Consider the following 22,385-nt stretch of genomic DNA (forward strand, 5'->3'; position numbering starts at 1 on the left):
CGATGCTCCGGAATCATACTGTCTGGGCGTTGTGTCTGTCCGATGCACGATTGATGAAGGTTTGTTACAGATCGTGCGAACTACTTGCAGAAACAAAGCCGCACCCCACCGAATGCGATGGGGTGCGGCTTTGTAAGAGCCTCTAGCGCTGCGGAGCCGCTGTCGGGTGGATCGGTGACGGAAGGGCGGTGACACCCTCGAGGTAGGTGTCCACAGCGGCTGCTGCGGAACGTCCCTCGGCGATGGCCCAGACGATTAGGGACTGACCGCGGCCCATGTCACCGGCCACGAACACGCCGTCGACGTTGGTGTTCCACTTCGACGTGCGGGCGACGTTGCCGCGCTCGTTCAAGTCGACACCGAGATCGGTGAGCAGACCCGGCTTCTCGGGGCCGACGAAGCCCATTGCCAGGAGCACGAGATCGGCTTCGAGCTCGAAGTCCGAGCCCTCGACCTTCTCGAAACGACCCGACTTCATCTCGACCTCGTGAGCCTTGAGTCCGGTGACCTTGCCGTTTTCACCGACGAAGTTCTCGGTGTTGACGGAGAACAGACGCTCGCCGCCTTCCTCGTGAGCCGAAGCCACGCGGAACATGAGCGGGTACGTCGGCCACGGAGTCTGCTCGGCGCGAGTCTCCGGGGGACGCGGCATGATCTCGAACTGGTGCACGCTGGCTGCGCCCTGACGGTGCGAGGTACCGAGGCAGTCCGCGCCGGTGTCGCCGCCGCCGATGATGACAACCTTCTTGCCCTCAGCGGTGATGGTGGGAGCGTCGAGGTCACCCAACTGCACACGGTTGGCGATCGGCAGGAACTCCATCGCCTGGTGGATGCCGTCCAGTTCGCGGCCCGGGATCGGCAGATCGCGAGCTGCGGTGGCGCCGCCGGCCAGAACCACTGCGTCGAACTGCTCGCGCAGCTCGTCCGCGGTGATGTCCACGCCGACATTGACGTTGGTCTTGAAGACGGTGCCTTCGGCTTCCATCTGCTCGAGACGGCGGTCGATGTGCCGCTTCTCCATCTTGAACTCGGGGATGCCGTAGCGCAGCAGGCCGCCGATGCGGTCTGCCCGCTCGAAGACCGTAACTGCGTGACCGGCGCGGGTCAGCTGCTGCGCTGCAGCCAGACCGGCCGGACCACTGCCGACAACTGCGACCCTCTTGTTGGTGGCGTGCGCGGCGCGAACCGGCTTGACCCACCCTTCGTCGAAGGCCTTGTCGATGATCTCGACCTCGACCTGCTTGATGGTGACCGGATCCTGGTTGATGCCCAGGACACAGGAAGCCTCACAGGGTGCGGGGCACAGACGACCGGTGAACTCCGGGAAGTTGTTGGTCGCGTGCAGACGCTCGATGGCGTCGTGCCAGTGGTCCTTGAAGACCAGGTCGTTCCACTCGGGGATCAAGTTTCCGAGAGGGCAACCGTTGTGGCAGAAAGGAATTCCGCAGTCCATGCAACGGCTGGCCTGGGTCTGGAGGGTTTCCTTCGGGAACTCCTCGTAGACCTCTTTCCAGTCGAGCAGGCGCAACGGCACCGGCCGGCGAACCGGAAGTTCGCGCGACGTGTGCTTCAGGAAGCCGCTTGGATCACCCACGAGCTGCCTCCATAACTGCCTCGTCCACGTTCTTGCCATCCTTCTCTGCGGCCGCGATGGCCAAAAGAACCTTCTTGTAGTCGCGGGGCATCACCTTTGCGAAGTGACCCACCTGCTGCGACCAGTCGCCGAGGATGCGCGTGGCAACCTCGGAGCCGGTTTCGTCGCGATGACGTTCGATGACGCTCTTCAACCAGGTGAAGTCGTCGCCCGAAAGATCCTCGAGGTCCACCAGTTCGGTGTTGAGGTTCTTCTCGAATGCCTTGTCGGGGTTGTAGATGTACGCGACGCCACCGGACATGCCGGCGCCGAAGTTACGTCCGGTGGCTCCGAGGATGACCACCTTTCCACCCGTCATGTACTCGCAACCATGATCGCCCACACCCTCGACGACGGCAGTGGCGCCGGAGTTACGGACTGCGAAGCGTTCGCCGACGACACCGCGAAGCAGAGCCTCGCCGCTGGTGGCGCCGAACAGGATGACGTTGCCACCGATGATGTTGTCCTCGGCGACAAAGCCTTCCGCTGCATCGAGCGGCGGGCGTACGACGATGCGTCCACCCGAGAGGCCCTTGCCGACGAAGTCGTTGGCGTCGCCGTGCAGGCGCAGGGTCATACCGCTGGGCACGAAAGCACCGAAGCTGTTACCGGCGGAACCGGTGAACGTGATGTCGATGGTGCCCTCGGGCAAGCCCTCTCCACCGAACGCCTTGGTGACCTCGTGGCCGAGCATGGTGCCGACCGTGCGGTTGACGTTGGTGATCGCGGACTCGAACGAGACCGCCTCACCCTTGTCGAGTGCGTTGCGGGCCGAGACGATCAACTGCTGATCGAGCGCCTTGTCGAGACCGTGATCCTGCGTACCGGTGCAGTGGACGTCCTGGTCCATGAACGCGGACTCGACCTGGGTCAGGATCGGCGACAGATCGAGATTGCCTGCCTTGCTTCCCTTCCAGTGATCGAGAGCGCGCGTGGTGTCCAGCATGTCGACCTGGCCGACGGCTTCGAGCAGCGTGCGGAAACCGAGTTCCGCGAGAAGCTCGCGAACCTCTTCGGCGATGAACATGAAGAAGTTCTCGACGAATTCCGGCTTGCCACTGAAACGCTGACGCAGCAACGGGTTCTGCGTCGCGACACCGACGGGGCAGGTGTCGAGATGGCAGACGCGCATCATGATGCAGCCCGAGACCACCAGCGGTGCGGTGGCGAAACCGAACTCCTCGCCGCCGAGCAGGGCAGCAACGACGACGTCGCGACCCGTCTTGAGCTGGCCGTCGACCTGCACGACGATGCGGTCACGGAGACCGTTGAGCAGCAACGTCTGCTGGGTCTCGGCGAGGCCGAGCTCCCACGGTGCGCCCGCGTGCTTGACGGAGGTCAGCGGGGTGGCACCGGTGCCACCGTCGTGACCGGAGATCAGAACGACGTCGGCATGTGCCTTGGAGACACCGGCCGCGACGGTTCCGACGCCGACCTCGGAGACCAGCTTCACGTGGATGCGGGCCTGCGGGTTGGCGTTCTTCAGGTCGTGGATCAGCTGAGCGAGATCCTCGATCGAGTAGATGTCGTGGTGCGGCGGCGGCGAAATCAGGCCGACGCCAGGCGTGGAGTGCCGAACCTCGGCCACCCACGGGTACACCTTGTGAGCCGGAAGCTGGCCGCCCTCACCGGGCTTGGCTCCCTGCGCCATCTTGATCTGGATGTCGGTGCAGTTGCTCAGGTAGTGCGAGGTGACACCGAAGCGTCCCGACGCGACCTGCTTGATGGCACTGCGTCGCAGATCGCCGTTCTCGTCCGGCGTGAAGCGCGACGGATGTTCGCCGCCCTCACCGGAATTGGAGCGGGCGCCCAGACGGTTCATCGCGATGGCGAGAGTCTCGTGAGCCTCGGCGGAGATGGAGCCGTAGCTCATCGCACCCGTCGAGAAACGCTTGACGATCTCGCTGGCCGGCTCGACCTCGTCGATCGAGATCGACGGCCGCTTGCCGATGTTGAAGTCGAACAGACCACGCAGAGCGGCAAGGCGCTCCGACTGGTCGTTGACCATGGTCGTGTACTCCTTGAACACCTCGTACTGACCTGTGCGAGTTGCGTGCTGGAGCTTGAAGACCGTATCCGGGTTGAACAGGTGGTACTCGCCTTCACGACGCCACTGGTACTCGCCGCCGACCTCGAGCTCGCGGTGAGCGCGCTCTTCGGGGCGATCGAGGTACGCGATGCGGTGACGTGCTTCGACGTCGGCTGCGATCTGGTCGAGGCCGATGCCACCGAGCTGCGACTGCAGACCGGTGAAGTACTCGTCCGTCAGCTCCTGCGAGAGGCCGATGACCTGGAACAGCTGAGCACCGGTGTACGACGCGAGCGTCGAGATGCCCATCTTGGACATCACCTTCAGGACACCCTTGCCGGCTGCCTTGATGTAGTTCGCGATGCCCTTCTCGAGGGTCAGGCCCTCGAGTTCCTTGTTCTGCAGGAACTCGTCGATAGTCTCGAAAGCCATGTACGGGTTGACCGCTGCGGCACCGAAGCCGATGAGGAGCGCCATGTGGTGCACCTCGCGGGCGTCGCCGGCCTCGACGATGAGGCCGACCTTGGTGCGCGACTTCTCACGAACCAGGTGGTGGTGCACGGCTGAGGTGAGGAGCAGCGACGGGATCGGCGCGTAATCCTCGGTGGACTCGCGGTCCGAGAGCACGACGATGCGTGCGCCACCCTCGATTGCCTGCGAGACCTGGTACTTGATGCCCTCGAGCGCACGACGGATACCGTCGCCGCCTTCCTTGACGGGGTACAGGCCGCGGATCACGACACTGCGGAAGCCCGGGAATTCGCCGTCGTCGTTGACGTGAACGAGCTTCGACAGATCGTCGTTGTGCAGGATCGGCTGCGGGAGCGCAATCTGCTTGCAGGAGTCCGCATTCGGGTGCAGCAGGTCGCCCTCGGGGCCGATGGTCGCGCCGAGGCTGGTGACAACCTCTTCACGAATCGCGTCGAGAGGCGGGTTGGTGACCTGAGCGAAGAGCTGCGAGAAGTAGTCGAACAGCATCCGGGGACGTGACGAGAGCACGGCGATCGGAGTGTCGGTACCCATCGAGCCCAGTGCCTCGGCACCGGAGAGTGCCATCGGCTTGACCAGCAGGTTGACCTCTTCGCTGGTGAAACCGAAGAGCTGCTGACGCAGCACGACGCGCTCGTGCGACATGTATGTGTACGGGCGGTCCGGCAGGTCGTCCATGTGGATCAGACCTTCGTCGATCCACTGCTGGTACGGGTGCTCGGCAGCGAGTTCGGACTTGAGTTCGTCGTCGCTGATGACCCGGCCCTGCGCGGTGTCCACGAGGAACATGCGGCCGGGCTGGAGGCGGACCTTGCGGACCACGGTGGACGGATCGATCGGCAGAACGCCGACCTCCGACGCCATGACGACGAGGCCGTCTTCGGTGATCCACAGACGCGACGGACGCAGACCGTTACGGTCCAGCACGGCGCCGATGACGGTGCCGTCGGTGAAGCACACCGACGCCGGTCCGTCCCAGGGCTCCATGAGAGCCGAGTGGTACTCGTAGAACGCCCGACGAGCGGGGTCCATGCTCTCGTGCTTCTCCCAGGCTTCGGGGATCATCATGAGAACTGCGTGCGGCAGGCTGCGGCCGGCGAGGTGCAGCATCTCGAGCACCTCGTCGAAACGAGCGGTGTCGCTGGCGCCCTGGGTGCAGATCGGGAAGATCTTGTCCAGGTTCTCGCGGCCACCGAAGACGTCGCTGTCGATGAGGGACTCGCGAGCGCGCATCCAGTTCTCGTTGCCGGTGACTGTGTTGATCTCACCGTTGTGAGCGACCCGGCGGAACGGGTGCGCCAGCGGCCACGACGGGAACGTGTTGGTGGAGAAGCGCGAGTGGACGAGTCCGAGTGCGCTCTCGACACGATCGTCCTGCAGGTCGAGGTAGAAACCCTTGAGCTGCGGGGTGGTGAGCATGCCCTTGTAGACGAACGTCTGGCCGGACAGGCTGGGGAAGTACACGGTCTCGCTACCCGGGCCACCCTTGCCGGCGCCTTCGGAGCCGAGTTCGTGCTCGGTGCGCTTACGCACCACGTATGCACGACGCTCGAGATCCATGCCGGTGTACTTGTCACCCTCGGAGCCGATGAAGATCTGACGGAACGTCGGCATCGCGTCGCGCGCCAATGCGCCAAGCGATGAGTCGTCGGTTCCGACCTCGCGCCAGCCGAGAACCTTCAGGCCCTCTTCGACGACGATCTTCTCGACTGCAGCAGCAGCCTCGTGTGCATCGGCGTCGCCCTGCGGGAGGAATGCGATACCGGTTGCGTACGCGCCTTCGGCGGGCAGCGCGAAGTCCACGACAGCTCGGAAGAACTTGTCGGGAACCTGCAGCAGAATGCCCGCACCGTCACCCGTGTTGGGTTCTGATCCGGCAGCGCCGCGATGCTCGAGGTTGACCAGAGCGGTGATCGCCTTTTCGACGATGTCCCTGCTGCGGCGACCATGCATGTCGACAACAAATGCGACTCCACAGGAGTCGTGCTCATTGGACGGGTGATAGAGGCCCTGGGGGCCTGGAAGTTGCTTCATACCCAGCCTTCGTATGCCATAAAGATGCACCGACGACCAGCAGCGCTGATGGCCATCAACTTGCAATGCAAGTCCTTCAAAGCACCGACACGACGATGTGTTCGGTACCACCGAAGTAGCCGCCCTGCGCAGACGCGATGGTGTGCGTTCTGGCACCCGGCGACGTGAGTCTTCGGTCGGTTGAAACTTTTGTGAGTCAACCGTGTAACGAAAACGATAATTCAGAACCCCGGCACGGGCGCAACTAAGGTAGCCCTATAATTGCTCTGAACTGCGGCGATGCAGGGAGCCAGAAGGCCCCTCGACAGATTTCGGAGCTGCGTCCGTGCAGAGAAGTTCCGATACACAGGATACCGAATCCGCAGGAAACAGGCGCGATGGGCGATGAATGCAACAACTGGCCGCAGCGATAAGAATCAGCTGCGGCCAGTGCGCCTCGAACTGTAACAAAAGTTGATCGATCAACCAAGGTCTAGGCCTGAATTGTTTGCTCGCGGAATGCCATCGCTGTAATTTCCGTAGGCTCACCCTTGAGAAGACGGGTGGCGAAGAGCAAATGACAACAGCAGTAGTGGTGGGCAGTGGCCCCAACGGCCTCGCGGCGGCGATCGAACTCGCCCGCGCCGGAATCGACGTCCATGTCATCGAGGGTGCGGACAAGATCGGCGGCGGTACCCGCAGTAGCGAATACATAGTCGACGGACTCGTCCACGACGATTGCTCCGCCTTCCATCCCACCGCTTTGGCTTCTCCTTACTTCAAGGAACTCGACCGCGAATTCGGGCTCGCCAAGCACGGCCTGACGTGGCTGTGGCCCGAGATCCAACTGGTCCATCCACTCGACGACGGCACCGCCGGGGTTCTGTGGCGCGACATCAACCGGACCGCTGAAGGATTGGGTGCCGACGGTAAGAGGTGGCTCGACGTCTTCGAATACCTCTCCGAGAACTTCGACGAGTTGGTGCAGGACGTCTTCCAGCCGATCGTGCACGTTCCGAAGCACCCGCTGATGCTCGCCCGTTTCGGGACGGGCGCTCTGCTTCCCGCGACGGGTTTCGCGCGAATGTTCAAGACCCCACAGGCGCGGGCGCTGTTCGGTGGCGTCGCGGCGCACATGTTCGGCACGCTGACCCTTCCACTCTCCAGTGCAGTCGGCTCGATGCTCACCGCGGCCGCTCATGCTCACGGTTGGCCTGTCGCGCAGGGTGGTTCGGGCTCAATTGCAGCCGCCCTCGCGTCGATCCTGCGAAGCCTCGGTGGCACCATCGAAACCGGGAACTGGGTCACCAACTACTCCCAGATCGCCGACTACGACATCGTCATGCTCGACATCGCACCCGACGCGGCCGGTCGTCTGCTCGACGGCCGGCAGCCCGACCGCATTGCCCGGGCCTACCGCAAGTTTCGCTACGGCACCGCCGCGTACAAGGTCGACTACGCCGTGCGTGGTGATTCCGACGGAAGCGTCGTGCCGTGGACGAATCCGCATGCCCGGAAGGCCGGCACCCTGCATCTGTCCGGGACGATTTCGCAAACTGCTGCTGTCGAACGTCAGACCGTACGGGGTCAGATGCCGGACAAGCCTTTCATTCTGTTGGGCCAGCAGTTCTTGGCCGACCCTTCCCGTTCCGTCGGAGACATCCATCCCGTATGGGCGTATGCGCATGTGCCGCATGGCTATCCGGGCGACGCGACCGATGTGGTCACGCGTCAGATCGAGCGGTTCGCGCCGGGATTCCGGGACCGGATCATGGGCGTCCACGTGCGCAATGTGCCGCAGATGCAGGCGTACAACCCCAACTACGTGGGCGGCGATATCTCCGCGGGGGCGAACACTGCGCGGCAGATCATCGCGCGCCCCCGGTTCGGACTCGACCCCTATGCCACCGGGGCCCCGGGCGTCTACCTCTGCTCGTCCGCAACTCCCCCGGGTGGCGGGGTCCACGGGATGGGTGGGTTCAATGCCGCGCGGGCGGCCCTGAAGGCGCGGGGTTGAGGCGTCCCCGATGGGGACGACATTTCGGACAAACGCCTTCGGAGGAGTCCCTAACCCAGTCAGCCAACATGGACGAAACAATGATGTACGGCGCCAAGTAGCGACGACAGAGCCACATCCAGAGCCTGGACTCGGGATCCACCAAAATCAGCATTGGGCCTATCAAAGGTCTCGAATCCTAGCTCGCGTGAACTCCTCCCAGATGGTCGAATTCAGTCACCACTTAACGACATGTCACGATTGCTTCCAGTAGATTGCTGAAATTTGTACCAGGGGGGCCGGTGGAAGCACATCCGCGCAGACTGAAGACAGTGTTCCGCAGCGATGTGCGGCCAAACTGTGGCGCGTAGACGCTCCTTCCAAGAAGGGGCTGGCGCGACGATCGGCGACGAAGCGGAGTGCGCTGAGCAAGGCCGCGCCGGCTACGAAGCCACCGACATCAGAACTGAGTGCATAGCGCAGAGCTGGTGACGCAGCAGAACGCGATCACGCGTTCGCGTTTGGTTCGGTGGAGGAAACTCGCGCCCCGTCAGACGCTGGTCCTGAGATTCGTAGTAGTGGCCTTCGTTGTTTCGGGCGTTACCTCGACCGCTTATGCGGTGGGCAATTCGACAGCAGAGTTGATAGCGACATCGATCATTTCGTGGACTCTGTCGATCTTTTTCGCGTGCATCGACCGATATATGAGGCATCAGACGCCGAGGATTGATCGCGCGGAGTTCACCCGAATTGGTCGATGGATGTGGGCGGCCCTGCGGCGCTCGTTGATGTGGCTGGGTTTCGTGACCCCGCGTCCGGAGTCCGGGAAGTCGGCCGTTTATCGAATAGCAGTGTGGGTGCTTTTCGTTCCCGCAGTGCTCGGTGTGGGGCTGTACCTGTTCCTCAAATTCGGGATCGCTGTTGGCGCACGGTGGCCGGTCACAGACGCAGATGAGATCGCGAACAATCAGGAACGCTTCGATCACACCGTCAGAGGCGGCTTGTGCACGGCACTGATTACAGCGTTCTTTACCGCTGCGCTGCCTGAGGAGGTGTTGTATCGATCCGTTGTGCTGGCCGCGCAACGGCGCAAATCGGGCACTTGGATTTCTGTTTCCGTAGTCGCAGTGTTGGCCTTGGCGGTATTCGCTTGGGTTCACATCGGGTTCGGAACAGGCAACGTCGTCTCCGGTTTAGTTGTCGGCACACTGTGTACGGCGATCGCGCTGTACACGCGCTCGTTGTGGCCGGCAATCGTTGTACATGGGGTGTATGACGCAATCATCATGGTCAGTTGGGCTCTTTCCGTCTGACGTGGACGAACCAAACGAACGGGATGTCGGTTATCGCCGATCGACAGCTCCACCGCCCGATCTGCGGTGGAGTCGGCGCTGTATCAGGCAACGAAGCATCTGCGCGTGATCACCGGCGCGGATCTCGCGGCCGTCGTCGCCGGCCAGACCGTCGAACCCGATTCCGCGGAACGGATGGATGTCGTGTTCCCTGTTCCCGGTACGACCGGCGGTTTGTTCGACTGACTTTCCTGCGAGGCGCTGCATTGTGGTTGCGCGGGGAGTTGGCGCAGCGGTTGTTCGGGCTCGATGCCCGAACAAGCGCCACCGCGTACGGGAGTAGCCCCGACTTCTGATTCGAAGTCGGGGCTGCTCTCTTTTGCGTTCAGCTCGCGGGGTTGTCGAAGTCGACGCCGAAGGACTCCGCGACGTCGATGTGTACCGGGGCGAGGACCTCGGCGATCGTGGGCGGGGAACTCCGTTGTGCAGGGCTCCGTCGAGCAGTCGGCGCAGGTTGGTCTGCGCAGGCGTGCAACCGGCGGCTGTGGCAGTGCTCATCACCGCCTCGAAGGCAATTGACGCCGTCGATCCGTCATTGGTGAGGTACGCGCAGTATCCGGTGAGGGTGAGGTCCTGCACGCGCGCGCTGCCACGCACCTGGCACGCGATCGTCGCGAACGCATCAGCGTCGCGCTCACCTTGGGTGAACACTGCCATCTGTGCATTGCGAGCTGACGCGCTGACGTTGGCGCACAGTCCGACACGGGCGGCGAGATCAGCGGTCGGGACCGCGCGGGCACCGATGACCGCTCCGAGTTCGAGGATGGTGATGCGTACGAAGTCGTCGCCCTGGATCCGCTTCGCCTCGTGCGTTGGCGCGGTGGGAGCTTGGGTGGTTTTGGTGAAGCGGTCGATGATTTCTTCGCGGCTACCGTCGGTGGCACGCACGTCCTCGACATAAGCCATGTTGATATCCGAGATGCGGTGATCGGCCGTCGATCCGGTCTCGAAACTGTCGAGGTCCGTCCACCGGGCACCGGCTTCGAGTGACGGGGCGTGCAATGCGCGGGGCACCTCGATTCCTGCGTTGGTGAACGCGTGGCGCACACCGGCAAGGCGACCTCGTCCGCTGCGAGAGCAACGATGATGACGATGTGGCCCTCGCCTGCTTCGCCGCACGGACCAGATGCGCGACGGGGAACCCTGGACTGACGTCCGCGCGGGCGGTCAACGCAACCGTCGTCGCTGACGCTCTCGCGAAGCATGAGCACAGCGATCGAGGACACCGGGACAAACCCGAGCACGGTGGAGATGGATGCGAGAACCTCGGTGGCGCTGGTCAAACGGATGGACTGCATGTCGTTCCCCTCAATGATGACATGTCGTTCCCCTCAGTGATGAAAGCGGCCGGGCCGGGTGCCCCGCCAATTCTTTTCGCCTGCTGGCAAAGGAGAATCGCGTCGGTAATGAGGGGCCGAAGTGCCACCCCTGGGTCGAGAAAAATTTCGACAGGACCCTACGAGTGACGAAAAATTTCTCGGAGCCATCGGCCGGCGCTTGCGCCGCCAGGGGTTTGCGCACAGGTCACCGCCGACGAGAATCGGAAGGCCAGAAGGAGAAAAGATGTTCTTCATCCCGGCGGAGCGCCGCGGAGTTCCAATTAGGGGACACCGAAAGTCGCCAGAAAAACCCACCAGATATTCTCGAATGAGAATTCACACCCCGGTGATATCAGGAAAGATCCGGTAACGAACCAGGCTGTACGTCACGGCCCGAGGCCTTATCCGCCTCACATATTTGCGAGAACAACACATATCATCGAAAGGGCCTCTACATGTCAAAGTTCGTGCGACAGTTCGGCATAACATTTTCCATCACTGCCGCTGCTCTAATCGCTCCGGCAGGATTCGCCCACGCTGCACCGAGCAGTGCCCCGACGGCATCGACTGATGTTTCCGAACACACGGTGATTACTACCTTCACCAACAATTCGGATCTCACGGTGACCTGCGCCGGCATGGGGGCCAAGCCAATCCCCGAAGGAGAATACGTACAGGACTACAGCCAAACCGTCTTCACCGTAGGCCAAACCGGAAGCGACTCACCGAATCCTCCAATCACCCTGATCCCAGGACAAAGCGAAAGTGTGACTGTCGTCGACGTTCCCGCAGGGACTTACACATTGGAATGGGCGTGCTCCACAGAATGGCAGCAAGGTGTTGACCAGCAAACGTGGGCTACACCGCTGCTTGACTTGGGGCCGGAGATCCATCGCGCACCAACATTGCCTTTTGTTGTGGTAGACGATTCACCGGAAACTTGCAGCGGTTCGATCTGCCTTTCGAATTCCTGAACGAGGAGCTCGATCCCGCACGGCTTTCACGATCGCTCGCGCGGCCTGCCCTCGTGTCGTGGTCGGCGGTGCCGGAAAAGCCAGGCGAACGGTGCGCATGAGTTCGCTGACTTCGGCAGACTCCGCCGATCCCGGTGGCTGGGTCCCAGCGAATGCCTTGTTCAGCGCCTCTTCGAGGCGGTCTGTTCGGGTGGTGGATTGATTGTAGAAGCGAGCGTGAACGAATTCCTCTCGCAATGGCCCATTTTCGGCGAACTGCATGATGTCCAGTTTCGTAGCCGGCGTGGCGGGCGAGTTCGGAGAAGAACACGAATTGGGTTCTGGTGTTTCCTTCTCGGAAGCTGTGGATGGAGTTAATTTCTCCCCAGTGTTCGGCGAGGCCGACGACGAATTCTTCGCGGTCTCGGCCGCGCAGGAGATCGTGTTTGGCGAGTCGCCGAAATTGAACGTTGGCGGCATCAGCTTGGCGGCATCAGCAATGGCCGGGGCGGGGTAGTAGCCGTAGCTCACCATCGGCGCCTGGGGATCGCCTGGCGGGTAATGGACGAGTCGGGTCCGCTTTTACTCATCTGACTGAGCGGGCCCGTGCGTTCTTCTCCGGCCCAGTCGTACACGCCTGAAAGAGTGCTCGGTGGATGGCTTTGAGGTGGTTGTAATCGAATGAACCACGAATGGGAACGAGTTTCGCGGCGACCAGGCGCACGGACGCGGCGCGCTCTTCGAACGGCCGGAGCTTGTCGGGATCGGTGGTTCCGTAAGGTTCGGTTGCGCTGGTCAGTTTGTTGCGTAGAACAGTTGGTCCGGGGATGTAATAGTCATCCCAGGAACGAAACTGTGGAGTTTTCCGCGGCAAGGGACGTCAGTACCCCAGTTCGCGGCGAAACGCGGCGACTTCTTCTTCCGGGGTGCGAGTTCCGGAAGCGACCCCGCGAGCGGCCGCTTCATCGGCCGGGGTGAAAGTTCCGCCGGCCAGGCAAATTCCCGCTGCGGCGAACTTGACGGATTCTTCGATGTCGCGCGAGGTGGTTTTGCGTGCTGCGGTCATGGGCGCTGCTCCTTGCGTTCGTTTCGTTCGTTCCGTGCTGCGGCGAGGGCAAGTTCGACGGCTTCGTCGCCGGGGATTTCTCCGCGTAGTTACCGGCGTCCGATGGCGATGTCCGCAGCGCTGGGCTCCATACCGGCCATGCGGTGACCGGCCGTGGCGGCGGCGATCGCGCGGTCGATCTGGGCTTCTGTCATGGGCGATTTCGCGTTGGATGCGATGCTCACCGGTGCCCCTTCGCCGTCGCAGGGAACAGTGCGGTCACACAGAGGGATCTATTCACTATTTTACCTGATCATTGCTGCTCTCCTGCGGTATCCGGGCCTCGCGGAGGCAGTCGGAACCGGTTCCCTGACTGTTCTGGCGGAGCTCGTACGGGCGATGTCAGTGGAGCAAGGCAGAATGCCATCAGAAGAACGTGAATATACATTCGCGTGGGCGGGTGGAAGGAGTCGCACGTGGGTGACCTGTCGCCGATCGAGCCGGACGGGCTAGGCATCGAGGGCTCCATGGAGCTGATGGTCATCGACGACGAGCTCGGTACCGCGCTTGTCGGTTCCGAAGATGCCATTGCGGCCTTTGCGCTCGAGTGGGACACAGCGCTCTCACCTGTCCCGATCGACTCCGGCACAATGTTGCCGAAGATGGCCAGTCAGGCATTCGGGGGCCGCGCGGTCGGAGCCGCATACGCGGTTGGCAAGCGATACCACGAGCTGTTCGCTCGGCCGAAATCCGGGGCGACCGTCACTTATCACAAGATGGTGCGTAATCCACAAAGCGGTAAGATCATCTCCAATGCGCGGATCGCGAACCCTGGCGCGATGGTGGCGGGGGTAGGACCGCAGATGGTTGCGATCGCCGCGTTAGAAGCGGCGATCAGCGCCCAGTTCGACCAGGTCCATGAGCACCTGGACGTGATCGAAGACAAGGTGGACGAGCTACTCCGATTGGCCGAGGCTCATCGGATCGGGGACGTGTACGGACAGCACCGTCTCCTCTCGGCCAAAGTGCGGGACCTGGCGTCGGGGCATGCATTGACCAACACAGATTGGTCATCGATCGCCTCGCTGGGGGCAGATTTGGAAGTCGGGATTGAGAGACTTCGGGTCCATGCCGTCAAACAGTTGGAAACGCTGGACGGACGCGCCGGCCCAGGCAAGCGATCCGAGCAACTTGAGCAGCTGTTGAACAAGAACAGACTCGGAGAGACCTTGCAACTGCTGGTCGTAGCCCAAAAATCACTGTTTCAGTGGCACAAGCTCAGGCTGGAACAGGTGCGAAACACTGAGGCGCAGCACGTGGACCAAACCATCACCAGCGCGCGCACAACCCTCCGCGAGCAGCATGAGGCCGACGTACAGCTAGTTACGCGGATGCGAGAGGTCTTGGAAATTAATACCGTGCTGCGCCTGAGCGAAGCGCATCACAAGATTGCCGCCCGCGGTCTTGGCCGGCACCGCGACGCGTTGCGCGAAATTCTGGATCAGTTCATCCAGGCTCGGAACCTGCAGATTACACAGTGGGACAGCCCGGAACACGCGCGGATCGCCGATGTATTCGTCGCGGCAAAGGACCGGACGTCTGAAGTATTGACGTCCGGGCGACGGCAGTTGGCACGAGGTGCCGCCAACGTCGCCGCGTGGGCCGAGCCCGAACCCAAGGAACCCAAGGAACCCAAGGACTGCTGACAGCGACCACGCGAACCATACGGGAAGAGCTCAGCTCCTCGATCTAGCTACGTAGGAGTTCCGTGCGGCGAGTCCGCCGGGACAGTCTCATCGCAGGCCCATGAACGTCCCGCTCGATGTTCAGGCACGTACTTCCAGCCCAGTTGGCCATCGACCGACGAACATCGATCGTCGCCGGAATCGGAGTCGCGCTGCTCTTCGGAGCACAACCTGCCGTTGCTTGTCGCGATCGACGCGGTATTCACGGGGGCCTTACGAGAACCTGTCAGGCCGGCCCGCTGTTCAGTAGCGCGTTCGGCACGGCCGCCGAGGCAGCTCGGTGGAGTAGCCAGACTTGGTGTTTCACAAGCCGTTTCCGCTGGCCCGGGCGATCCCTAAGGCGCCTTCGAAAGGGCACGGAACCGGAGCCGTCCCGCGGAGTAGCGGAGTGGCGCCCCTGGAAGCGTAGAGGTTTCCCCCTCGACGATATATCGGCCACCCCAGACCCCAGCCGCTTCCCTTCTCTAGAGCGCACCGCTCACGCACCGATGAAGGCGAGGACACTTGTTGCGGCACAACGATATTGCCGTCGAAAGTTCGCTACGCACCGACGAGAACCACGAATCCGGGTCGTAGGATCGGCACGGGACCTCTGCACTGTCCATGCCGCCATCCTGACATGAACACGAAAGTCCACATCGTTGCGGAAGGGCTTCTCGTCAAGTGTCCACAGCGAGAACCTGCACAAGGTGGGATCTCATTGTTCACGCGACTAGAAGCTCGACGAAAGCCTGCATACGCGGTCACCACGAAGAGAGGACACTCGGAGGTGGTTCGGTTCTGTGCTGAATCGAGTCGCTTGAACCCGTCGAGTGCTCTCCCATTCGTACTCGATGGGCACAGCACACGACGTTCTTCGGTGCTCGTCGATCTGGGTTGATCTCGAATGCGTCGCTGTTCCAGTCGAAACCAGGCGGAGTGGGCGCGCGGCGACGGTGCGTCGTGCTCCCGACAACGACGGCGCGAGGTGCTCCTCAAGAATAGTTCGGGGGTCCGACAGTGATGATGTCCTTGGTTCCTCGCGGCCGTACCTCCAGGTGCGCCTGTCGCCGAGGTAAGGCGTGTCTTCGCAGTGTTGTCTTTGGCCGGAGTACTTCCTGTGCGCAGCGCCTGCACCGTAACGCGCCACTATCAGGCGCGATGAACGAAGTAAGCCAGGGAAGGAAAGACACATGATCGGACGCCTACCTGGTTTTCCCGAAGAAATGCTGTTCTGGTACGCATTCTTGCTGCCACTGGCCGCCTATTGAAGTCCACTCTGAGGAGAAGAACAATGATCGGATACTTACCTGACCTGTTTGTCATGCCTCCCGTCTGGGGGTGGACCAGCACAACCTGGAACGCACTTGCCACATGGTGGAATCAGTTCTGACTTCGCTTAATCACCACCAACTCCGCCGAATTATCGACGTGAAATAACTCCGAAATCAAACCATCAGTCGGTTTTGCACTGAGATACCAAGAGGCCAAGAGAGGCTGTACAGGTCTGGAAGTCGAATGATTCAAAGAGAGGGCCGCGCTCTTCCTAGATTCTTCCTGGATTTTGGCGTGAGGGACGGTACAGACCGGGGCCGTCGATTCGTCCGCGGCGGACGCTCTGCAGGTAGTTCAGGTACGGTTTTCGAGTTTGTCTGCTACTCGCTTGCCCATGAGTTTGTCCACGGGGTGCCGATCGATCTGATTCAGTGTCAGGGACGACTCGGGGTGGGTCAATCGGGTCACGACCTCGGTCGATGGCTGCGGCACCTCCAGTGCCACCTCCCGTGCTTCGGTGGAGTCGATGTTCTCGTACACCCATTCGTTTGCATCGTCTTCTCGTCCGAAGTCCGCCGTCAGGAACCAGTTGGCGAGGAACATGCGGCTTTTCGGCAGCAGCGTCCACACTTTTTCGCGGTCGATCGCAGCGCGTGCACCCGGCCGCGTGACGGCGAGCCATTCCAATGCGCCGCTCGACGCATTGCTGACCCGCCAGAATTCCCAACCATCTTTAGCCACGTACGTCACTTCCTCGTTCTGATCAGTCCACTGGGTTCGCCGAAAACTTACCTTGCCGCACCTTCATCATTACCGCTGGCAAGTCAACGTCCTTCGCGATACGCCTGCGGCATTGATGAATTGAATTTGATTCCTCTCGCGATGTCGGCGCAGCTATCCGCAAAGGAAAGCCGGCCCCAGGTGTCGGAGAGGTGTGAGAACATCCGATATGGGCCAACGACGGAAGAAGCAAAATTCGGTAGAGCTGCCAAGTGAAAGCAAGCGTCAGAGGGTTGCACGTGCCGAGTTGAAGCAGGTGGAACAGTTCTTACGAACGGCGACCGACGTCGCATCTGCTCGCCCACTCTCAGAGCGTGAGCGCGAACTGGTTGCCGAAGCTCGTCGACTGCGCCGGCAACTGTACGTGCGGCTAGGCCCGAAGCCTCTTCCTGCGGCGAAGAAAGTTCCGCCTTGCGGTAGGCCGGCCCCGGCCGGAGGGATCCGCTCTGTCGTTTCCGGCGGTCTGCCCGGAACGGGTAAACGCCGATAACAAACGGCCGGCAGTTCCGCAGGGCACGCTTCCTACTGTGGTCCAGATCCGCCCACCGGCCGTCCGTGAGACGTAAAGCGCACTCGCGCTGCATGAACGGCACTGCGCAAGTTCGCCAGCCCACTCACCGACTTCCAAAATCACACCGCCGTTGTCCGAATCGCGTTCGACCGGGAAAGAGGGCATCGACCAGTGCAGCACTCAGCGTTGACTACTGGCTCTCATCTCGGTAGCCAACAGCATCTCTGCGACGGCGTAAACCATTGCTGTGCAACATCTCTCGCAGTTTATCTGACATAATCCATGTTATCGGCAGTATTTCTGCGATGCCAATTAGAAAGGTGGTTCGCCGGGAGACAAGCCTGTTGGCCCTCGGTATCGACGGAGGTGTGCTGCGGCATCTGCGAAGGAATCGTGCAGTTCACGAGCGCTAGCGAACCGTTCGATCTGTTCGGGTGTCTTGGTCTCAGGATCGACTACCCGAGAACCCCCTGGATAATCTCGTGGACAAAAATCCATACCCGATCGGGCTTGTGCTTAGTTTCCAATCGAGCAGTCGTCGCACTCAATCGTGCAGAGCTTCATTGCCGTCCATCTCGTACTGAGCGTGTAGCAGCGACAACGCGGTGTGCAGATCCGACACCGCAAGTGCCAGATACAGGCCGACCGAAATCTCCTGGCCCGACTCGGCCTCGCCTGCGCCAGCCGTAGCGGGTGTGGCGAACAGGATTTCGCGTGCATCGCTGATCCCGGCGAGGGCGTCATTGAGGACGGCGCGCATGACGCTGAGCTTGTGGTCGACTGTCTGGCTGTTCTCGCGCAATCCGGTGACGAATTCGCCGTTGCCGACTATGGGATTGGAGTCGCCCGGGAATGATGTGGAGCCTATGGATCTCATTTCTCGCTCTGAGCTCGGCCGCCTTCAACGTGTCGACTCCATACTCGATATGTGGAAACTACTCACTTCGCCGTTTCTCAAGCGCCTCGGTCTCACCGAAATTTATGACCCAGAAGCGTCTCGGTCACGTCGGAGGTAACGATAGGTTCCTGGTGGGAGATGATGTGAATGTGAAACAGCTGGAAGCGCATGAGGTACCCCTCCGCAAAGTATTTTGCAGTGACTACGATTTCCGGATCCCGGAGTACCAACGCCCATATTCCTGGGGAACGGAGCAAGCCTGCCAGCTTCTCGAAGACCTGACAGAAGCCCTCGATCGAGGTCCCGACGAACCGTACTTCCTGGGTTCGGTAGTCCTGGTGAAGTCGAGCGACGAAACGTCTGCCGACGTCATCGACGGCCAACAGCGTCTCACCACCCTGACAATTCTGCTGGCAGTTCTGCGCGACCTTACCGTCGATCCCGGCCTTGCTCGTGAACTCGAAGTGATGCTCCAAGAACCCGGCAGCAAAGTGCAGGGGCTGGCGTCGAAGCCGCGGCTTACCCTGCGTGATCGGGACTCCGACTTTTTCGCCGAGTTCATCCAGAATCCAGGGCAGCTCCAGGCACTCTTCGCACGGAAGTCGGAATCCTTGGCGACCGATGCGCAACGGTCAATACAGGTCAATGCGAGAGCTTTATGGGAGTCATTACAATCTCGCGACGAGAACTCCCGCCTCGGGCTTGTGCAACTTCTCGGGCAAAAGACGTTTCTCGTGATCGTGACCACGCCAGATCTCAACAGTGCTCACCGCATTTTCTCCGTCATGAATGCGCGAGGTCTTGACCTCTCACCTGCGGATATCTTCAAATCCCAGGTGGTCGGAGCAATGCCAGAAGGCCTGTCGAAGGTGTATGCGGACAAATGGGAAGACGCCGAAGCTGCTCTCGGTCATGACGATTTCGGTGATCTGTTTCTCCACATCCGCATGATCTTTTCTAAGGAACGCGGAAAACGAGAGCTGCTCAAGGAGTTTCCCGAGCAGGTCCTCAACGCGTATCTCCCGGACCGCGCGACGGAGTTCGTCGACGACATCGTCGCCCCGTACGCCAACGCCTATCGACAAATGCGCGATCACTCGTACGCCGCCATTCAAGGCGCTGACCTGGTCAACGCGTGGTTTCGCCGGCTCGACAAGATCGAGAACAACGACTGGCGCCCTGTCTCGCTCTGGGCTCTGCGGCATCACAGCGACGATCCAGTCTGGCTCGATACCTTCCTCAAACAACTCGAACGACTCGCCTCCAGCATGTTGATCCGTCGCGTCTACAACACTCCCCGTGTCCAGCGCTACGCGGAAATACTGCGTGAACTCGATGCCGGCGCCGGATTGGACGCCCCGTCCTTCGCTCTCACCTCTAAGGAGATCGAGGAAACTATCCAGGGCCTGGAAGGCGACGTTTACCTCTACACCAAGGGACGCCGCTATATTCTCTTGCGACTGGACGAGGCGTTGGCGAAAAGCCCCGGCGTGCGATACGAGCATCGACTCATCACTGTCGAACACGTACTCCCCCAGAACCCAGCCCCCGGATCGCAGTGGCTCAACGATTTCACCACCAACGAACGCAACGAGTGGACACACCGCCTCGCGAACCTCGTATTGCTCAACCAGGCAAAGAACTCCGAAGCGCAGAACTTCGACTTCGACAAGAAGAAATCGAAGTACTTCACCGGCAAGCGCGGCGTAGCGACATTCGCGTTGACCAGCCAAGTACTCAACGAACCAGAATGGACCCCGACTGCCATGCAGGACCGCCAGAAAACCCTGCTGGCAGCGTTACGCGACGAATGGGATCTCGGATAATCGAAAGCCGATCCGACATCCGCCGCATAGACGGGGATAGCGGCCGGTGGAGGCCGCCATGCCGACAGCGTCGCAGTCAACGCGGTGATGTGTCTTCGGCGGGGGGGCACTTCCCGTGCCCAAAACCTGCACCAGGTGGGTCAGTTACTCGGCGGCGAGAGCAAGCAACCTTCTCCGTTCACTGCAATGGCAAGATGACTTCTCCCATTTCTTGTGCACCGGTGGCAGGAATCGCCTCCGCCTTAGAGCCGCTCCTCGCCGAGCCCGGATACCTGGTTTCAGTCTGGGGTTCGTTTGTCATTTTGATGCCGCGCGCTATGAGACGGTGTGTATCTTGAAGCCGAATGATTCAAGAGGGCTTAATGCTCGTCCTGTATTTTGGTTGTTGGTGGCGAAGACCGTGATTCGTCCGCTCTCATCGATACTCGATGCATAGAAGCGCACGTGGTAGGCAACGAGGTCGTTCTGCATCTTGAAGTTCGAGTCGTATTCGAGAATGAAGATGGTCTCGCTGCCGGTGGTGATGCATGTCGCGCCGGCGATTGCGCCGCCGATCGGGTTTCCGTCGAAGAATTTTCCCGGCGCGCAGATCGCTCCTAACCAATCCTCGGCAGTTCCGTCAATCGCGTTGTCGTCGCTCGCGGCCGCGGATGCGGTGGAGTCCTGGGTGCCGCTGTTCTTTCTTTCTGATGACAGTGCAAGGCCGGCGAACACCGCGCCGGCCACAAGTACGCTCGCCGATCCGATAACGAGAGTGCGCACATGAGTGGCCCGCCCGGCGACCGGGCCGAGTGGATCGTGACGGGCCTTCGTGCGTGACTTGACGTAGAGGAAGAAGCCGCAGGCAGCCGCAACAAAGGGAAATATGCCGAGCCGGATGTAGGTGCCTTGGGTGCTGGTGCCCCTGACGATCTGACCCAAAGCGATGAATACCGCCCCGAGGGACAGCGCCAGCAGTATCAGTGCGAGTGACATGGCGGCAACTGTCGCCCAATGTCGATCTACAGGCCTGTGCCCGTGAGAGAGCGGTGTCGGGCGCGTCTGGGGACGCGTGGGCGCGTCTGGGGACGCGTGGGCGCGGTGTGCGATGACCACGCTGTTCCGTCCCACCACCTGAGCACGTGGGTGTCGTGATCGGCGTACCAGCCCGGATTCGCCTTCGGACCAGGGTTGCCTGCCGATTCGGAATCTATGGGTGTATCCCACAGATGTTGGAAGTTGCTGTGCGAGGACGTGTCACTTCCCGACCTCTTGGCGATTGGGTCACGTGGATCAGGGGTGGCGGGCATCTTCGGATCGTGGTGGGAAGTCACGGATATTGCCCTGTATTTCAGGTGTGGTCGTGTTCGAGATCGAAAAATGAATCAAAGCTAGGTAATGAAGGGCCTCAGGTATCTGATCAATCCGTCTCGCGGCGCGCGCTGTTCCGCGGTGTTACGAGTTCGAGTGGCGGGCGATAGTTGCTTGTTTTGCTGCGGCGAATTCGGCGACGTCGAGGATACCTTGATGATGGAGGTCGGCAAGGTTATGGAGTTCTTCCGCCAGACTTGTCGAAGGCGCCGCGGCGGTAGCACTTGGACTGTGCTGTATGTGGAATGTGGGGCGCTAGTAATCGATGATTTTCCTCTGAAGTTCGGTGAGGTGAGGAAGAGCCAGTTTGTGCTGCGCTTTGGGGAGTGGAAGGCAGTTCGAAAGAGTGAAGGGACTCTCAGCGGCCTTGTTGCGGCTGGTGCCGGCCGATCTCCAGTAGTCGTGGTTCGCGATTCCCTGGTAGCTCGGGGTAAGTACTTCGAGAACACCGCTCATCATCCCGCTGTTGTATTCGATGTTGGTGATCTCGGAGTAAGGGAAGGTGGTAACTCGTCCACCGCCCATGGATCCGGTCATGAAGCCGGCCATGCCGCCGACTTTCGCAATGATGAGACGGTCTTCGAATGCAGCGAGGATCCCTGCGGACCCGGAGTTGATGACGAACCAGGGCAATTCGTCTGGGGCTGTGTGCTCGTCTATGGTTCGCCACGCGACATCCTTGAGCGGCGCACCGATGATTTCGACGTCGAATCGGCCGGCGTCGCGTGCGCGCACGTTTTCGGTGGCGGCAGCATCGCAGGCTCGAAGAGTCTCACGTATCCCGGGAGGGAAACCTGCCGAAGCCAGGTGGTGGATGTAGTGACTGACGAAGTCGATGTCCGCGTCAGTGGTCGCGCTGAACTGATGCACTTGCTGGGCGAGGTCGGTGACGTGAAGTTGCTTCCCTGTCATCTTCTTGACGAACTCGAACCGGGATGTATTGTCGGCGTCGACGGCGACTCGGGGGCCGCGGGTAGCTATTTCGATGCTGCTGAATGCCATGACACGGGCATTTGTGATTGCCAGTCCGTCCAGCACAGGCCGGAGTTGATTGGTTTTCGACAAGGCCCAAATTTCCTCGCCCGGGAAGAGTTGCCCCCGCAAGTTCGCCACCCACTTCTCGGCCCCACGCAGGTTAACCCGAAAATTGAAAGCGATCGCTTACCCTCAGACGGACACCGTCGACGGGGGA

Annotated in this window: 16 protein-coding genes; 5 read left to right on the plus strand and 11 right to left on the minus strand. The window is 61.1% G+C overall.

The genetic code is table 11. The features are described from left to right. Positions 1 to 142 precede the first annotated feature (142 nt). A complete protein-coding gene (locus H351_RS02765; protein ID WP_020968013.1) occupies positions 143 to 1,594 on the minus strand; it encodes a glutamate synthase subunit beta in 1,452 nt (483 codons plus the stop codon). Beyond that, positions 1,587 to 6,185 (minus strand): glutamate synthase large subunit, encoded by a 4,599-nt coding sequence (gene gltB / locus H351_RS02770; protein WP_020968012.1) that lies wholly within the window; start codon positions 6,183 to 6,185, stop codon positions 1,587 to 1,589. The genes H351_RS02765 and gltB overlap by 8 nt, the downstream gene beginning before the upstream one ends. Before the next feature lie 556 nt (positions 6,186 to 6,741). Here gltB and H351_RS02775 point away from each other — a divergent pair. Beyond that, positions 6,742 to 8,181 carry a phytoene desaturase family protein gene (locus H351_RS02775; protein WP_029256843.1) on the plus strand — a complete coding sequence of 480 codons (1,440 nt, stop codon included), beginning with the start codon at positions 6,742 to 6,744 and terminating at the stop codon, positions 8,179 to 8,181. Between the two features lie 683 nt (positions 8,182 to 8,864). Next, on the plus strand, positions 8,865 to 9,473 hold the full coding sequence (locus H351_RS02780) for a CPBP family intramembrane glutamic endopeptidase (RefSeq protein ID WP_144440091.1): 609 nt from the start codon (positions 8,865 to 8,867) through the stop codon (positions 9,471 to 9,473). A 30-nt stretch (positions 9,474 to 9,503) separates the two neighbouring features. On the opposite strand, the gene H351_RS02785 is transcribed toward H351_RS02780, so the two are convergent. Beyond that, positions 9,504 to 10,526, minus strand: a complete 1,023-nt coding sequence (locus tag H351_RS02785) for a DUF4192 family protein (RefSeq protein ID WP_144440092.1) — start codon at positions 10,524 to 10,526, stop codon at positions 9,504 to 9,506. Positions 10,527 to 11,286: 760 nt separating this feature from the next. On the opposite strand from H351_RS02785, the gene H351_RS31840 reads away from it, so the two are divergent. After that, positions 11,287 to 11,805: a hypothetical protein gene (locus tag H351_RS31840; RefSeq protein WP_144440093.1), complete on the plus strand. Its 519-nt coding sequence runs from the start codon at positions 11,287 to 11,289 to the stop codon at positions 11,803 to 11,805. Here H351_RS31840 and H351_RS32905 read toward each other — a convergent pair. From H351_RS32905 to H351_RS32750, 3 genes are all read right to left on the minus strand, one after another. Beyond that, positions 11,690 to 12,220 (minus strand): Fic family protein, encoded by a 531-nt coding sequence (locus tag H351_RS32905; RefSeq protein WP_144440124.1) that lies wholly within the window; start codon positions 12,218 to 12,220, stop codon positions 11,690 to 11,692. The genes H351_RS31840 and H351_RS32905 overlap by 116 nt on opposite strands. A gap of 444 nt (positions 12,221 to 12,664) precedes the next feature. Continuing rightward, entirely contained in the window at positions 12,665 to 12,850 is a 186-nt protein-coding gene (locus H351_RS02805; protein WP_029256841.1) for a hypothetical protein, read from the minus strand. Positions 12,851 to 12,939: 89 nt separating this feature from the next. Beyond that, a complete protein-coding gene (locus H351_RS32750; RefSeq protein WP_256520213.1) occupies positions 12,940 to 13,074 on the minus strand; it encodes a hypothetical protein in 135 nt (44 codons plus the stop codon). 231 nt (positions 13,075 to 13,305) lie between these two features. Here H351_RS32750 and H351_RS02810 point away from each other — a divergent pair, with 231 nt between their 5' ends. After that, a complete protein-coding gene (locus H351_RS02810; RefSeq protein WP_029256840.1) occupies positions 13,306 to 14,535 on the plus strand; it encodes a hypothetical protein in 1,230 nt (409 codons plus the stop codon). Between the two features lie 1,647 nt (positions 14,536 to 16,182). On the opposite strand, the gene H351_RS02815 is transcribed toward H351_RS02810, so the two are convergent. Then, a complete protein-coding gene (locus H351_RS02815; RefSeq protein ID WP_051636614.1) occupies positions 16,183 to 16,569 on the minus strand; it encodes a hypothetical protein in 387 nt (128 codons plus the stop codon). Between the two features lie 1,094 nt (positions 16,570 to 17,663). Further along, positions 17,664 to 17,996 (minus strand): hypothetical protein, encoded by a 333-nt coding sequence (locus H351_RS02820; protein ID WP_029256838.1) that lies wholly within the window; start codon positions 17,994 to 17,996, stop codon positions 17,664 to 17,666. Positions 17,997 to 18,166: 170 nt separating this feature from the next. Here H351_RS02820 and H351_RS02825 point away from each other — a divergent pair, with 170 nt between their 5' ends. Then, on the plus strand, positions 18,167 to 19,843 hold the full coding sequence (locus H351_RS02825) for a DUF262 domain-containing protein (protein ID WP_029256837.1): 1,677 nt from the start codon (positions 18,167 to 18,169) through the stop codon (positions 19,841 to 19,843). Positions 19,844 to 20,158: 315 nt separating this feature from the next. Here the strand turns inward: H351_RS02825 and H351_RS02830 are convergent, their stop codons facing one another. The 3 genes from H351_RS02830 to H351_RS02835 all read right to left on the minus strand — a co-directional run bounded on the left by H351_RS02830 (position 20,159) and on the right by H351_RS02835 (position 22,195). Next, entirely contained in the window at positions 20,159 to 20,818 is a 660-nt protein-coding gene (locus H351_RS02830; protein WP_029256836.1) for a hypothetical protein, read from the minus strand. A 26-nt stretch (positions 20,819 to 20,844) separates the two neighbouring features. Continuing rightward, positions 20,845 to 21,132, minus strand: a complete 288-nt coding sequence (locus tag H351_RS32910) for a DUF2510 domain-containing protein (protein ID WP_144440095.1) — start codon at positions 21,130 to 21,132, stop codon at positions 20,845 to 20,847. Positions 21,133 to 21,448: 316 nt separating this feature from the next. Continuing rightward, positions 21,449 to 22,195 carry a hypothetical protein gene (locus tag H351_RS02835; RefSeq protein WP_144440096.1) on the minus strand — a complete coding sequence of 249 codons (747 nt, stop codon included), beginning with the start codon at positions 22,193 to 22,195 and terminating at the stop codon, positions 21,449 to 21,451. Positions 22,196 to 22,385: the final 190 nt, after the last annotated feature.

Source organism: Rhodococcus erythropolis R138, assembly GCF_000696675.2.
GTDB lineage: Bacteria > Actinomycetota > Actinomycetes > Mycobacteriales > Mycobacteriaceae > Rhodococcus_F > Rhodococcus_F erythropolis.

Bases quoted from the DNA above. Each gene is read 5' to 3' on its own strand.
- H351_RS32910 (WP_144440095.1), bottom strand. From the start codon at position 21,132: ATGCCCGCCACCCCTGATCCACGTGACCCAATCGCCAAGAGGTCGGGA.
- H351_RS02780 (WP_144440091.1), top strand. From the start codon at position 8,865: ATGAGGCATCAGACGCCGAGGATTGATCGCGCGGAGTTCACCCGAATT.
- H351_RS02830 (WP_029256836.1), bottom strand. From the start codon at position 20,818: ATGTCACTCGCACTGATACTGCTGGCGCTGTCCCTCGGGGCGGTATTC.
- H351_RS02805 (WP_029256841.1), bottom strand. From the start codon at position 12,850: ATGACCGCAGCACGCAAAACCACCTCGCGCGACATCGAAGAATCCGTC.
- H351_RS02835 (WP_144440096.1), bottom strand. From the start codon at position 22,195: ATGGCATTCAGCAGCATCGAAATAGCTACCCGCGGCCCCCGAGTCGCC.
- H351_RS31840 (WP_144440093.1), top strand. From the start codon at position 11,287: ATGTCAAAGTTCGTGCGACAGTTCGGCATAACATTTTCCATCACTGCC.
- gltB (WP_020968012.1), bottom strand. From the start codon at position 6,185: ATGAAGCAACTTCCAGGCCCCCAGGGCCTCTATCACCCGTCCAATGAG.
- H351_RS02820 (WP_029256838.1), bottom strand. From the start codon at position 17,996: ATGAGATCCATAGGCTCCACATCATTCCCGGGCGACTCCAATCCCATA.
- H351_RS02775 (WP_029256843.1), top strand. From the start codon at position 6,742: ATGACAACAGCAGTAGTGGTGGGCAGTGGCCCCAACGGCCTCGCGGCG.